This window comes from Chitinophaga sp. (assembly GCF_035538455.1).
Classification (GTDB): domain Bacteria; phylum Bacteroidota; class Bacteroidia; order Chitinophagales; family Chitinophagaceae; genus Chitinophaga.
Genome location: NZ_DATLKJ010000187.1, coordinates 1 through 15,054 on the forward strand (window position 1 = coordinate 1; position 15,054 = coordinate 15,054).

Annotated in this window: 12 protein-coding genes and 1 riboswitch; of the genes, 7 read left to right on the plus strand and 5 right to left on the minus strand. The window is 46.8% G+C overall.

What is annotated here, in order from left to right; genetic code table 11:
• Both VM802_RS22435 and VM802_RS22440 read right to left on the minus strand, forming a co-directional pair.
• Window positions 1-1,198 (minus strand): PepSY domain-containing protein (locus VM802_RS22435; RefSeq protein WP_325534788.1); only part of this gene is annotated, 1,198 nt, incomplete at its 3' end.
• 1 nt (window position 1,199) lies between these two features.
• A complete protein-coding gene (locus VM802_RS22440) occupies window positions 1,200-3,308 on the minus strand; it encodes a TonB-dependent receptor (protein ID WP_325534790.1) in 2,109 nt (702 codons plus the stop codon).
• Window positions 3,309-3,463: 155 nt separating this feature from the next.
• Window positions 3,464-3,649: riboswitch (cobalamin riboswitch) on the minus strand.
• Window positions 3,650-3,745: 96 nt separating this feature from the next.
• Between VM802_RS22440 and VM802_RS22445 the strand changes: the two genes are divergently transcribed.
• The 4 genes from VM802_RS22445 to VM802_RS22460 all read left to right on the plus strand — a co-directional run bounded on the left by VM802_RS22445 (window position 3,746) and on the right by VM802_RS22460 (window position 8,380).
• Window positions 3,746-5,008, plus strand: a complete 1,263-nt coding sequence (locus VM802_RS22445) for an acetyl-CoA C-acetyltransferase (protein WP_325534792.1) — start codon at window positions 3,746-3,748, stop codon at window positions 5,006-5,008.
• Between the two features lie 155 nt (window positions 5,009-5,163).
• Window positions 5,164-7,116 carry a hypothetical protein gene (locus VM802_RS22450; protein WP_325534794.1) on the plus strand — a complete coding sequence of 651 codons (1,953 nt, stop codon included), beginning with the start codon at window positions 5,164-5,166 and terminating at the stop codon, window positions 7,114-7,116.
• Window positions 7,117-7,127: 11 nt separating this feature from the next.
• Window positions 7,128-7,952 (plus strand): hypothetical protein, encoded by an 825-nt coding sequence (locus VM802_RS22455; protein ID WP_325534795.1) that lies wholly within the window; start codon window positions 7,128-7,130, stop codon window positions 7,950-7,952.
• A gap of 227 nt (window positions 7,953-8,179) precedes the next feature.
• A complete protein-coding gene (locus VM802_RS22460) occupies window positions 8,180-8,380 on the plus strand; it encodes a hypothetical protein (RefSeq protein WP_325534797.1) in 201 nt (66 codons plus the stop codon).
• A gap of 57 nt (window positions 8,381-8,437) precedes the next feature.
• Here the strand turns inward: VM802_RS22460 and VM802_RS22465 are convergent, their stop codons facing one another.
• Window positions 8,438-9,301 carry a helix-turn-helix domain-containing protein gene (locus tag VM802_RS22465; protein ID WP_325534799.1) on the minus strand — a complete coding sequence of 288 codons (864 nt, stop codon included), beginning with the start codon at window positions 9,299-9,301 and terminating at the stop codon, window positions 8,438-8,440.
• 92 nt (window positions 9,302-9,393) lie between these two features.
• On the opposite strand from VM802_RS22465, the gene VM802_RS22470 reads away from it, so the two are divergent.
• Window positions 9,394-10,344, plus strand: a complete 951-nt coding sequence (locus VM802_RS22470) for an NADP-dependent oxidoreductase (RefSeq protein WP_325534801.1) — start codon at window positions 9,394-9,396, stop codon at window positions 10,342-10,344.
• Between the two features lies 1 nt (window position 10,345).
• On the opposite strand, the gene VM802_RS22475 is transcribed toward VM802_RS22470, so the two are convergent.
• Entirely contained in the window at window positions 10,346-11,311 is a 966-nt protein-coding gene (locus VM802_RS22475; RefSeq protein ID WP_325534803.1) for a YheT family hydrolase, read from the minus strand.
• A gap of 70 nt (window positions 11,312-11,381) precedes the next feature.
• Here VM802_RS22475 and VM802_RS22480 point away from each other — a divergent pair, with 70 nt between their 5' ends.
• Window positions 11,382-12,209 carry a helix-turn-helix domain-containing protein gene (locus VM802_RS22480; RefSeq protein ID WP_325534805.1) on the plus strand — a complete coding sequence of 276 codons (828 nt, stop codon included), beginning with the start codon at window positions 11,382-11,384 and terminating at the stop codon, window positions 12,207-12,209.
• Window positions 12,210-12,301: 92 nt separating this feature from the next.
• On the plus strand, window positions 12,302-13,708 hold the full coding sequence (locus VM802_RS22485) for an amidohydrolase family protein (protein ID WP_325534807.1): 1,407 nt from the start codon (window positions 12,302-12,304) through the stop codon (window positions 13,706-13,708).
• 84 nt (window positions 13,709-13,792) lie between these two features.
• Here VM802_RS22485 and lepB read toward each other — a convergent pair whose 3' ends face one another.
• Window positions 13,793-14,974, minus strand: coding sequence for a signal peptidase I (gene lepB / locus VM802_RS22490; protein ID WP_325534809.1), 1,182 nt, complete (start codon window positions 14,972-14,974; stop codon window positions 13,793-13,795).
• Window positions 14,975-15,054: the final 80 nt, after the last annotated feature.

Sequence of the window (15,054 nt, forward strand, 5' to 3'; positions counted from 1 at the left end):
GGCTGTTATTATCCAACCGCAACAGCACCTCTCCGGTATGAGGGTCCACATAGATTGCAGTATTCTCCTGATCGGTAAACTGATAACGGATCACTGGCAAAGGCTTGCGATCCGCACGATCATGGTAATAGGCATCGTAATGATCCAACTTTTCACAGGTAGCTACAGGCGCATTCACCAGCAATTGCACAGCGCTATCTAGTGCAGACAAACACACGTTATTTACAATGCCTGCATCCGGATCTATCACTACCGGTGTAGAAGAATTTGTATAGGCAATCATGTAAATATAGTCTTTTACTTTTGTGCACCTTACTTCCTTCACCGGCAGGCCTTTCAGGTGTTGCATCGCCGTAATATCAATTAGTGGATGCATTGCCGGCGGCGATGCATCCACTGACATTTTCAGCGGGTCCATGGAAAAAAGGCCGCTGAACACCCAGGTAAAAGTAAACAACCCGAATACAAGCCCCGTATAGTGATGCCAACGCAACCACCTCTTCTTGTATGGTGTAATACGCCTGCGCCGGAACCGGATAATACCGGCAGCAATGCCACTCAGGCACATGACACATCCTATCAGCGATGTCCAGATCACCACCTGTGTCCAGATATACCTGTGAGGCCGGACAATTAATATTTTCAGATACAGCCAGTGAGGAATAGGTCCCATCCAGCTAAGAATCTTCTCCTTCAGTGTTACATCCTGAAATACCTCTCCTGTAACACAGGATACATACAACGTTGTGGCAGCGGGGTCTTTCATCTCTATCTTGTAGGCAGGAAGATAGGCTACAAATGAGCCTTTATTCAGCCACTGATCCTGAGAACTGATTCTTGCCACGCTTTTAATTCCGTACCTGTTACCGAAAAATGTACCAGCTATTGACAGCGCCCGGGGGCTGTCAATAGCTGGCAATGCAGTACCGTCATCAGCATAAACAACTTCACTTCCACATTTATACACAGGCCGGTCCAGCAACATTGTGAGCGTAACATCTCCTGCCGGTGGGAGGCACTTCACTTTTTCCACATCCAGCAATGGCAGATGCGCTCTTCGCTCATCTGCTGTCAGCACAGGATAACGTACATACATCATCACAATACCCGACAGGAACCACATGAGGAAGAGCGCGCAGAAAAGCAGACCCAGGTAGCGGTGTAGCCTGAGCAACCAGTGATTTCTTTTGAAATGCATATCAATGCCCGTTGAATTTGTAACGAAGCGACACGTTATAATTAGCTGGCATTCCCGGGTACAACTGTGTATTGTTGATGGCAGAAGTAAAATAGTTGCGGTTGTCCAGCAGGTTATCCACATTAACAGCTATGCGTACTTTCCCAAAATCATAAGCTGCCCCGGCATTCACCAATGTATATTCCGGTAACAGGATAGTATTGCGGGAATCAGTATAATTGCTGCCGTTGTAATTCATACCGGCATACAATACGAAATTGCGGTATACTTCATAGTTACCCTGTACGTTGAACTGGTGCTCCATGGCATATGGCAGTCGTTTGCCGGCCAGATTGCCGCTGCCGGTAATCTTGCTGGTATAACTTTTGAAGCGTGCATCTGTATAGGCGTAACCGGTAGTCAGTGTGAAAGCAGTGCACACTTTCCAGGTAAAGTCCGCTTCTACTCCTTTGGACGAAGCTTCGCTGGCCTGATCATAGGCGCCCTTACCCAGGCTGACAATAATATTTCTCTTCAGCAGATAATATCCTGTTACATTCAATGTCAATGCTGCATTTAAAGACAGGCGGGCGCCTAGCTCTGCCTGGTAACCTGTTTCAGGGCTCAGGGAAAGATTGGTAACAGCAGGCACTTGTCTGGCAGGTTTGAAATAAGTGGCATAGGAACCATAGATATTCACTGTTGATAATGGTTCATATACAAAACCCGCACGCCAGGTAAATTGTGTAGTATTCTTCACATAAGCGTCACCCCTGGAACCTTTGGTAACAGGGCTTTGCAGCGTGTCTGTTCTGTATCTGCCATTGAAATGATCAAGGCGGACAGCAGCCAGTATCTTCAATGCAGGTGAGAAGCTGATCCAGTCCTGAAGATAAACGCCGTTCATCGTTTCATCGATTGTTTTGCGATGTGTGTTGATAACGGGAATGTATCCCTGGTTATCGAAGGGATCGATCAGCGCCACCGTCGTAGCTGTACGGCCCCGCAGCGGGTTGTCGTAATCTGTGAACCGGTGCAATACATTCAGCGACCAGCCCGTCAGTATTTTCTGTCGTATGCTGCCGGAAGGCAGATCCCAGGAGAAATCCAGCGTATTCTGAAAAGGCATGGTATGATGTTCGAACTGTAGGTAGCCACGTGCCACACTGTCTTTTCCAGGTGTTATATCCAGTGACTCCGAGGAAAAATAGTTGATGAGATCCCAGGCGTAGGCAGCTTGTTCCGTGATAGACATACGGCTGTTAATTTTCCTGGAGTATTGCAGCTGTACATCTGCGCGATCAGATTTCGTATAGCCCTGAGCGGTATTATAGCGAAAATTTCTTTTGACACCCGTCAGCAAGTGCCCGTCAATGGTGGGAATGCCCGCATCGTTGTCATATTGGTCTTTGTTAGCTCCGATACGCAGTTGGAAATTATCTTTTTCTGTTAGATTATAATCCAGCGCAAAGTAGGCCGTATTACGGTTATTACCGGCATTTCTCCACCCATCCGTAGCAGAGATACCAACATCTGCACGATAGCGCAGTTTGGACGATAATGCGCCACCAGCACCTATGCTAATACGGCGTGTATTGTAGCTACCATACAGCGCATTGAATTCGTAAACTGGTACTGCTGAAGGTTGTTTTCGGATGATATTGATAATACCGCCGATACCCGAATGCCCGTACATAGCTGCTCCCGGGCCTTTGAGCACTTCTATATGGTCTACTGCCGCGAGGTTGCTCATCGTAGCGCTGGTAGCAATATTTTGACGCTCGTCTCTGAAACCGTCTACCAGCAACAAAAAATCATTGAATCCCCGGATTACATAATGCTGAAATGCGCCGTAAGTAGATACTGGTCTCACACCTTCTACATTATTCAATGCAGCGAGCATATCGTCCACTCCTCTTAGTTGCAAAGCCGCGCCATTCACGGTATTGACCGTAGCAGGCAAAGATCTGAGGGGGACATCGAGTTTACCAAAAGAGGTTCGTGTAGCCGTTCCCGAAAGAATCTCAATTTCATTCAATGTTTTGGGAACGATGGTGTCGGCCCGCTGCCCCATGGCACGGCCAGCCAGCAGCATTACACCGGCAAGGGAGTACATTTTTAGCATACGCATAAAACTTTAGTGTAAACATTATGTTTAATAATGCTCCTTACGTTTTCTGGTATGCTTCCGGGAATAATAATGTAGATGTGAAACGCACAGATGCCCCCGGCAGAAGGCCTGAAGCACATGTTATTCCGACTACTGCTTTAAAACCGCGAAAGCATTTGTCTGTAAATAATGAGGCAAGTATCCTGGCTTGTAACATTACTGCCATCCTTCTCTTTCCTGGCGGAAAAATGGATATAAAGCGGCAGCAACCTGTGCGTTACTTACAGTTGCGCGACAGCCCGTGATTTGCACACGGTTCCTTTTTAAGGGCGTTATTCACGCCCACCCACATTAAAATAGATCGGTAAAGAACTGAGGCGCGAAGATAGGAAGCATTTCGGGATTCTGAGTTTATTAAATCAATAAATTCTACCGTAACTTTAATTAAATCATGTTCTATGAGAAAAGTTGCGATCATCGGTGGTCAACGTGTCCCCTTTGTTAAGTCCTTCGCACAGTACCGCCGCACCACCAACCAGGAAATGCTGACCGCCTGCCTGAATGCGCTGATACGGCGCTACGGGCTGGAAGACAAACGGCTTGGCGATGTAGCACTTGGTGTCGTAATGACACATTCCACTGACTGGAATCTGGCGCGTGAATGTGTGGTGGGTAGTAGCCTGAACCCACATACACCCGCTTATAACCTGCAACGCGCTTGTGCCACCAGCCTCGATGCCGCCGTGCAGCTGGGCCTGCGTATTGCAGCGGGACAAATAGAAACAGGTATCGCTGGTGGTAGCGACACCAACAGTGATCTGCCGGCCATGATCCGGCGCCAGCTCTCCTGGAAACTGATAGATCTTCGCAATGCCAGATCCTTCGGTGAACGGCTGAAAATATTGACCTCTATTGGCTTTAAAGACCTCTCTCCGCTGTACCCTTCCACCCTGGAGCCACGCACAGGCTTATCCATGGGACAGCATACAGAACTCATGGTGAAGGAATGGGGTATCACGCGGCAACAGCAAGATGCACTCGCTTACGACAGCCATATGCATGCCGCACGTGCTTATGATGCGGGGTTCTTCAATGACCTGGTGTTTGAATTCAAAGGCGTAAAAAAGGATACCATCGTACGCCCCGATACCACACCGGAAAAACTGGCTGCTCTGAAACCTGCATTCGACCGTAGCGGCACCGGCTCCCTCACAGCAGGCAACAGCACATTATATTCAGATGGAGCTTCTGCAATATTGTTGTCATCAGAAGAATATGCACAACAGCACAACTGGCAACCGGTGGCTTATCTCATAGATGCCGAATCCGCAGCAGTAGATTATGTACATGGAGACGGGCTGCTCATAGCCCCCACCTATGCAGTGGCACGATTGCTCAAACGCAACCACCTCACGCTACAGGACTTCGATGTATATGAGATCCATGAAGCATTCTGCGGACAGGTACTATGCACACTCAAAGCGTGGGAAGATGCGGACTATTGCAAAAAACTGGGATACGATACCCCGCTGGGCAGAATAGATCGCAGCAAACTGAATATAAAGGGTGGCAGTGTGGCCATCGGACACCCCTTTGGCGCCACCGGTGCCCGCATTGTAGCACAGACTGCAAAAATCCTCCAGGAGCGGGGCGGTGGTAGGGCGTTGATCTCCATTTGCACTGCTGGCGGTATGGGTACAGTGGCCATTCTGCAACGTTAAAGATATACCTTCCCACGAATCTGTCAGGTGGTCAGGTGCTGTCACGGCTATACGAAATGCAGATATTTTCCTTTCTGGTGAACCATTGCTGCATACAGGATGTTTTAAATAGGATACCGCTATTATAAACATCCCATATGTAATCCACCATCAGCATGTCATTAAAAACATGGCTACTGGGCTGCTGTCTTCAGATAACAACAATTGTTTGTTTTGCCCAACAGGACACCAGCACCTACAAGCCCTTTTCTGACTTTCACATTCATACTTCATTCAAAAATTATTACCGCTATGTAGAAGATCCCGACAGCACCATCTTTTATGCTGACAACCCTGCGTATCTCAGGAAAAAATATGGCCATACTAACTGGATATTGTATAACAAAAAAGCAAAGCACAAACGGAACGGGAAAGAATCGAATATGCTGAACTATGATCAGTCCGGGTATGCCAACCTGCACGGGCTGGGAGGTTCAGTCTTTTGCATGTCTATCACCCCACCTGAAAAGATTATGTTGGCTACATCCGGCTCCCGGTGGATGAATCTCCATTTTGTTACACATATGTCCATGAAACGACAAGAGATCCTCGCAGCGGAAAATAATTCCTCGTTCAAAGAATTTATGGGCGAGTATTACTATGCAATCAACCAGGACTCTGTTTACAACAATACCAAGATTCTCATAGCAAGGAACAACGCTGATCTGCGGCGTATCGTCGCCGAAGGGGGAATAGGTATGGTAATAACAGCAGAAGGAGGCCACGTGCTTTTCGGGAATGAAGTACTGAACAAGATAGACAACATCCGTGACAAGGGTTGTGATACGCCATGCCGCACAGAAATATTGAAGAATATAGAAACGCTGCGCAATCTGCCTCATCATGTCTTCTTCATCACGGTAGCCCATTTCGGCTGGAACAAAATGTTTGGTAATGCTAAAAGCCTTGATAAGCCAGGTCTTCGCCGTGGATTACTCACTGCTGCCAGCCTTTCCGATGACTTCAACAAAAATGTTTTCGCAAAATACGGCGATGGTATCATTGGAAAAGTGCATGGTGGCAGATACCGGGACAGCACGATAGCAATAGGTAAGCGGAAAATTAAAATCACAACACCCTATACGGCAGATGAATATACGACTGATATTGGCTATGCAGTAATGCTCAAATTGCTGGACGCAGAACATGATTACAACCATCCCATCTATATAGATGTAAAGCACATGGATCTTCGTACCAGGTTTGAGTATTACACATTCATCGACAGCCTCAATAAAGTAAGAAGAGCCCGGCAGCTTCCAACGATTCCCATTATCGCATCACATATCGGATTAAGTGGGAAACGAAGACCGGTAGCTATTGCCACAGGGCTATACCCCCTACGGGATTCGTATGAGGAACTGATATTCGGTCGGACCTTCTATAAGATCCAGGCCAGTGAAAGGGATCTTTTCTGGCGGGCTTATACCAAGGCCCTCTCTCCGCAGGACCGTGCACTTTACTTCGGTGATGCTGTTGAGACTATCCCGGAGGCATTCAATCCCTTTGATAATACAGCCAATTTCAATACCCTGGGCTGGTTCTATCCCTGGGGGATCAACTTCTGCGATGAGGAAATCAAGTACATCTATGAAAGTGATGGGATTATTGGCCTGAACATGGACAGGCGCATACTTGGTTTCACTATGCCGAACTATACCTGGCGATATAAAGCTCACCTGAAACATGTTTTCAATGACCTCTACAGAAAATTCAGGCACAAATTATCTGACGGCACAGAAATCAGTTTTGAAGATTACTATCGCGCTGAGCCACTCCTTCGTAATATATTTCATGTCATTGAAGTATGTGGCAGGCAAAACGCTACTGCATGGGACCATCTCGCCATAGGCTCCGATTACGATGGTTTCATACAGCCGTTACAATTAGCTCCTTCTGCCGAATCCATACCGCTGTTCCATGAAAAGATGGTGGTCTTCGTACACATCTTCGCTGAAATACACAACATGCAGCGTTTACTCCATGGCCTTTCCCCGGAAGCTGCGATGAATAAGTTTTTCTACACCAACGGAAGGGATTTTGTATTCAAGTATTTCCAGAGAAATTAAAATTGATTTTTATGAAACTTCATTTAACAACATATATTATCGTTATAATGTTCTGTTCAGTGGTTACCTGTGCTCAATCCACCGCCCCATATCTGATATTGAAAACCTCCTACGACTTTGCAGCTAATCCACAAAAACTGAATGAGGCTACCGTTGTTCTCAACGGTAAGACGTATACGAAAGGTGTATACGGATCATATGGTAAAGGCTTTACGATACTGGCGGGCATAGGTAAGATGATCAATAACACCTTCGGCTTCGAATTGAACGCAGAATATATATTCGGAAACAAAGTAACAGCAACCTACACTGAAAGCGAGGACAATACTTCCGGCAGTAGTTCGCAATATGTACGTAGCCTGCTCTTCAAACCGGTGATTGTGATTCGCAACAGTGGCGACCTTCTTTCCATCTATACAAAACTGGGGCTGGCTATTTCCACTGCCACCAATCGTTATGGTGACGGCAATGTGTTGACTGTTATAGACAATCAATCTCTTCAATTCACTTTCAAAAGCATTGAAACGGTAAAAGCAAAAGTAGGATTTACAGCCTGTTTCGGACTGGCATTCCGTATATCACCATCCTCATCATTCTTTACAGAGATAAACGGACAAATGATCTCCTTGCCTATTACAAGAGGACGTTATACCAGCTATGCGATAAACGGTGTGGATCAGTTGCCCCAACTAAGAGTTGTAGATAAATCATGGGTATACAAAAAAAGTGGTTACTTCCAGGGAACTCCCAACCCGAATGAACCAGAGCCGCGACTCTATGAACCTGCTAACCTTTCCAATATCGGGATTGGTATGGGCATACTTTATCATTTCTAAACCTCTACCCAACGGTTATTTAAATCAGGACACAAGTACAATCCTTTTACCAGACACATCGGATTTGCTCCGGTCGGCAACAATTGTTGCCTTTTTATATAACGGTTGTGTAATTATTTTCGCAGCCTTCCCATCAATATCATTGTAAATGAATGCTTCCCGTGGTGGCGTAGTCTTTGTGCGAATACCAGTATTACTGATTTCCTCAACACAAAAAATTCAATTTTATGGACAAACGTAATCAATCAGCCAGCAATCCCTCACCGGGTCCGGGCGTAAGCAAACGTGAGCAGACCGGTGAATTCCAGCAGACTGAAAGCGAAAACAACTATGATCTTGAAAGTGAAGAACTGGATTATGATGAGGAAGAAGATTTAGATGAAAATGACCTGGCAGAAGAGGATGAAGAAGATGAAGAAAATTTTTAGACTGAATCCCCCCTCAACGGGGGGATTCCCCTGATACAATTTTTCTCCTGTAAGACATCAGGAGGCAAGCGCCAGGTTAGTTTTGCGGTACATTGCCGGACTAATACCCTTATACTTTTTAAATGTTTTAGTGAGATGGCTTTCATCCGTAAAGCCCAGCTCAAAAGCAATTTCATTCAGCCGCATATCGCTATGCTTCAGCCTGATCTCTGCCAGTGACAATTTGTAATTGATGATATACTGCTGCAACGTTTCTCCTGCATGCTTCTTAAAGTATTCGCTGATATAGTTCAATGAAATATTAAAATGTGCAGCAATACTCTCGGCCTTTAACTTCTCCGCATTGTAAATATTCATGTGTATATAGTTCATCATGTCCAGCATGGAGTGTTGGCTGACCTTCGTCTTCTCGGCTATGTGCAGGGAAATATTCCTGGCTACCAGCGTAATCAGCGTATTGATCAGATGCTGCATCAGTTCCTTATGAAGCACCTTATCATTTTTGTGCTCATGCCTGATCGCTTCAAGTACAGCCCTTACCAGTGGCTTGTCTTCCCTGTTCCTGATAATACACCCCTGATGATGATTATTATTCTGAAAGATATATTCCAGCTTCTGTATCCATTCTCCCAGGTTGCTATGCTGATCAGCTGTTTTCTGCCCTTTCAGGAAGATATTGTTGAAACGTATCAGCATAAAGGAAGTCGTGCTTCTCACCCGGAAATAATGTGAATCCATCGGCATCAGCAGGAACATATTATCCGCATAGTATTCAAACTTATTATCATTGATATGATGCGTGCCTTCGCCGGACAAAATACACGCCAGCTCAAAGAAAGTATGTTTGTGAGGCCCAACGGGGCAATCGTCGGACGTTTTAAAAGTGATCTCGTACGGTTGAAACAAATTCTCTATCTGCATACCTATAAAAGTACTTGTTTAACCCAAATTTATACAAGAATTATAACTCCGCCTTAACCGAATTTTGCATTATCAACAATCAAACAACACACATGAAAGCAATAATTCTCCAACAAACCGGCGGTACAGAAAACCTGATCCTGACAAATATAAACAAACCTACGCTTCAGCCAGATGAAGTACTGGTAAACGTAAAGGCCATTTCCATCAATCCGGTGGATACCTATGTAAGGCAGCATGAGCAGTCGCTTGCCGGCATCGTTAAACCCAGACCGGGAGAAGCCGTTATCCTGGGATGGGACATTTCCGGCACCATTACGGAAACCGGCAGCGCGGTCACCGCATTCAAAAAGGGAGACGATGTATTCGGTATGGTGAATTTCACTGGTCACGGGAAAGCCTATGCAGAATACGTAGCGGCTCCCGCCAGTCAGCTGGCACTGAAACCGGCCAACATTTCACATGAAGAGGCTGCAGCAGCTACTTTGGCCGCCCTTACTGCATGGCAGGCGCTGGTCCCTTACGCCAAAATCCAAAAGGGTGATAAAGTACTGATCCATGCAGCAGCGGGAGGTGTAGGTCATTATGCTGTGCAGATTGCCAAACACTTAGGCGCTTATGTAATTGGTACCGCCTCTGCGGCCAACAGGCAATTCGTGCTGGATCTCGGCGCCGATGAATTCATTGATTATACAATAGAGAAACCGGAAGAAAAAATAACCGATGCAGACATTGTCATAGACTCCGTCTTCGGTGATCACCTGCTGCGTTCCCTCGATGCGGTGAAGCCGGGAGGTCGCGTTATCAGCCTGCTCACCTTCTTCGAAGGCGCTATCGCTGAGAAAGCCAAAGCCAAAAATGTATATGCTCACCGGCTCATCGTAACCTCCAACGGAGATGATATGAAACAACTTGCCGCCCTCCTGGAAAAAGGTATCCTGCGTTCACATGTAGCCGCTACCTATGATTTCGCAGACCTGCCGAAAGCACATCAACAAGTGGAAACGAGAAGAACACGAGGCAAAGTTGTAGTAAGAGTATAGTCTAGCCTCTTTCCGTGAGAAACTCCAACGCCCTTTTCTCCGACCAGTAATAATTCTGGCCGAACCTCACAAAACCCACGTGGCCACCGGAATGTGGTGTCTCCAAATGGAAGTGTTCATGTTCTGCTGCAATTTCGTAAGGAAAGCAGTCGGCTCCGAGGAAAGGGTCGTCTTTGGCGTTGATCAGCAAGGTAGGGATAGTGATCTGGTGCAAAAACTGTCGTGAACTGCATTTCCCCCAATAATCCAACGCATCTCTGAAACCATGCATAGGCGCGGTATAACGGTCGTCAAATTGTCTGAAATTTTTGATCTTTTCGTAATGATCCAGGTTGATGGCATCCGGATACTGCGCCTTTTTCTGTTGCAGCTTGTGGCCCAACTCACGAACAAAACGCTGCATATAGATGATATTGTGTGCTTTCTCCAGTTCAGCAGAACTGCTTTTCAGATCGCAGGGCGCAGAGATGGCTACTGCAGAACGAATGCTGCCGTGAACATATCTTCCCCGCTCGCCGATATACTTCAGGGTAACATTCCCGCCCAGCGAAAATCCAACCAGGTGGATACTCTTATATTTTTTCAGGGATACCAGGTAATGTATGACAGTGTCCAGGTCTCCGGTTTCGCCGCTGTGGTAAAAGCAAAGGTTCCTGTTGGGCGTGCCGCTGCATCCGCGGAAATTCATAGAGACAGTATCAAACCCCGCCTCATTGAAGATATGTACCATACCTATCACGTACTTACGCGTAGAACTCCCCTCCAGCCCATGCAATATTACCACAATACGATCACTCCCTTTCTCGCTGAAGTCCAGGTCCAGGAAATCGTTATCAGGCGTATCGATGCGCACGCGCCTGTAGCTGGCCGGCCTTATGCTGCGGAAGAGCGACGGATAGATCGTAAGCATATGACGGTTCTGCAACAGGAACGGCGCCTGGTAATCTGAATTGTGTATTACGGGCATATTACGGCGAAGTTATTCGATTATTATTTATTTTCAGATATTGTCAGCCTTATCGACACCTGAAATCGACATGCGAAAGCCGTTACCTACCTTAGGAATTGAAAAGATCTTTAATCTCCCATACAAACAGGAGGATTTCAAGATCATGCACCATACTCCCATAAACATGCCGGTAATAGAAGAAGCCCATAAACACGACTTCTTTATGCTCCTGGTAATAGACAAAGGCCACGGCACCCACAGCATCGACTTCCGGGAATACAAAGCAGGGCCGTACACCGTCTTCTTCCTGGCGCCAGGACAAGCACACCAGTGGAGGCTTTCAGAAAACACACAGGGTTACCAGGTGATGTTTTCCGGCGACTTCATGCTACATAACAACCAGTTATGGCCTTTCTTTGCACCGGCATCCATTCCGTTCCTGCAACTCAATACGGAAGAACACCGGCAGCTGACTATTGAACTGTCGCTAATGGAAAAAGAAACAACCGCCAATATTGTACAACACCGGCTACAAATAGTACTGTTACTCTTGCAGCACTGGTACATGAACGCTCATCCGGTGGAAACAGCTGCAGCATCCAGCCATCTCATCAACCGCTTCCTGCAGCTGCTGGAAAAACACTACGCCCAGGACAGCGAGGTAAGTTATTATGCAGGTAAACTACATGTAACACCCAGTTACCTTAACCAGGTATGTAAAAAGGAAACAGGCACTACAGCCGGTGAATACATCCGCGAACGCATCCTGCTGGAAGCCAGACGCATGCTGGCTCTGACCACTATGGACGTTAAAGAAATCGCCTGGACCCTGGGCTTTAATGATAGCTCCTACTTCTCCCGCTTCTTCAAAAAATACTCCGGGCAAGCCCCGCTCGATTTCCGCCGCCAGGCATAAAAAGTACCGGATATGTGATAATCTGTACCATCAACCACCACGGCCACAGGGTAACTTTGCCGTTATATTAAAAAGCGGTGCAGATAATACAGATGAAAAAGGTTCTTTTCTCTCTCGCTATACTATGCGGCGTCCATGCTTCCGGTCAGCAGAAAAAAGCTGATCTCGTCATCTCCTCAGTAAAAATAATCGATGTCAGCAATGGCAGGATCATACCCGATCAATCGATTATTATCAGGAATGACAGTATCATTGCTGTTACCGGCAGCAAACAGGCAAAACATTACGCCTCCTCCCAAATCGTTGATGGCAGCGGCAAATACGCCATGCCCGGCCTTTGGGACATGCATATGCATTTCGGCGGTGGTGATACGCTGGCTGCAGAAAACAAAAACTTCCTGCCACTGTATCTCGCGCACGGTATCACCACGGTGCGCGACTGCGCTGCGGATATCAGTCTTTCTGTACTGCAATGGCGCGATTCTGTCAACAACGGCACTCTGCAAGGTCCTACCATCTTTACCTCCGGCCCCAAACTGGAAGGTTATAAATCCATCTGGCTAGGTGACCTGGAAATAGGTACAACAGCAGAACTGCACAAAGCCCTCGACTCACTCCAGCAACTGAAAGTAGATTTCGTAAAAATCACCGACAATACGATCAAACCGGAACTTTACCTCGAGGCTGTAAAAGAGGCCAGGAAGAGAGGCTTTGCGATCTCCGGCCATGTGCCCTATGTACTTACTATGCAGCAGGTATCCGCTGCCGGCCTCAGTTCGGTGGAACATCTGGGTTACGCCTGGAAAGCCGGAGTAAAGGATGAAGCTGCATTATCAAAGAGCATCGCTGCCGGCGAAATAAAAGGACGTGATATTAACAAATACATCCTCGCCAATTTCGATACTGCTACTGCGCTGAAAACTTACCGCTACATGGCACAGCAGGGTACAGCCGTAACGCCCACCCTCAACATCAGCTATACTATTGCATGGCTGGATAAAGACAATCACGAACACGATCCATATCTGAAATACATCGGTAAAGGCCTGCAACGCACCTATGAGTGGCGCGTGAAAAGGGCCGCCATGGACGACAGCGCCGCAATAGCGGCACGTCATGAGCTGTTCGGGAAAACAGCTGGTATCTTACCATTGTTACTGAGAGCAGGCGTAAAAATACTGGCAGGCACCGATGCAGGCTACCTGAACTCATATGATTTTCCGGGTATCGGACTGCACCAGGAACTGGCGCTGCTGGTAAAGTATGGCCGCCTCACGCCATTACAGGCTTTGCAGGCGTCTGTCATCAATTCACCAGCCTATCTTCATAAAACCAATTATGGAGCTGTAGCTGCCGGCAAAAAAGCCGATGTGCTCCTCCTGAATGCCAATCCACTGGAAGATATTACCAACACGCAAAAGATTCACGCTGTAGTAGTAAAAGGCAGACTACTGGACAGGGCTGCTCTTGATGCACTACTGGCAGGGATCAGTCATTAGGGAAATATAGATTGGAAATTAGGAACAGCGTTTAGCCGTTAACACTCATCAGGAAAATACCTGATAAGCGTTAACGGCTAAACGCTATTTAATAGCATTGAATAGCCTTCTCCACCTGAGTCCGTGATGGCCATAGCTTAACCATATCAGCCAGGCTTTCCCAACGATATGGTCTTCCGGAACATAGCCCCAGAAGCGCGAATCGGTGGACTGACGCCGGTTATCACCCATCATCCAGTAATAATTCATTTTAAATGTATAGGTGGTCGTCTCTTTTCCGTTAATAAAGATGCGGCCATCAGATACCCGAAGTGTATTATGCTCGTAAGTGTCAATGATCCGCTTATAGAAGGGAAGCGTAAGGCTGTCGAGATGAACAGTGCTCCCTTTCCTGGGAATATATATAGGGCCAAGTTTTTCTTCTGTCCAGTGGCTGCCAGTATCATAGGGAAACAACCGCGGATCCTGGAAGGTAGCCGTATCCGGCTTTATCCTGGCGCCAGCAGCGGTGAGCGTCTTTACATTAGCAACGGTCAGGTCGTAGATGAAGTCGGCAGAATCCTCCCCGGGAAGGTAACCTGCATCCTTCTCCAGACCCAGGTCTTCGAGTTGTTTATCATTTAATGGGTATCCGCCGCGCGGCCGCACATGAAATGAACGCATGCTGTGAGGAGGAAATACAGATGCCACGCCGTTAACAAACAATGTACCATTGATCAGCTGAATAGTATCACCCGCAACAGCTACGCAGCGTTTAATCAGGTTTTCTCTTTTATCAACAGGACGTACAATTGGTTTGCCAAATTGCTTCCACGCCTCTGCATATCCATAGCCCCGCACTTTGGGGTAATAGTCGAGATCAGTGCCTTCCTTGCTTTTGAAAACACTGTCGCCGCAGGGATAATTAAAAACGATAATGTCATTCCGCTTCACGGCTGAAAAGCCCGGCAACCGCATATACGGCCATTTTACGATGGTGGAAAAGGCGTTGGTGTTTTTCGTGAATGGCATGGTATGGTGCATAAAAGGCCAGGCAACAGGTGTGTTGGGCAACCGCGGACCATAGCTGATCTTACTTACAAACAGGTAGTCGTGGACTAACAGGGTCTTTTCCATAGAACTGCTGGGGATCACAAAAGCCTCAAAGATGAAAGTCCTGATCAGCGTCGCCGCCACTATCGCAAATACCGCAGCTTCTATCCACTCTTTCCATCGGGGTTTCTTCTTCATTCCTCCATCATTCTTCTTCCGGAATATGAACTTCATGAGACGTACTTTAGGATAATAAGTACTAATCAATTTAATTAAATAAATGCACATTTTTCAGAAAATTATGACAGACTGTA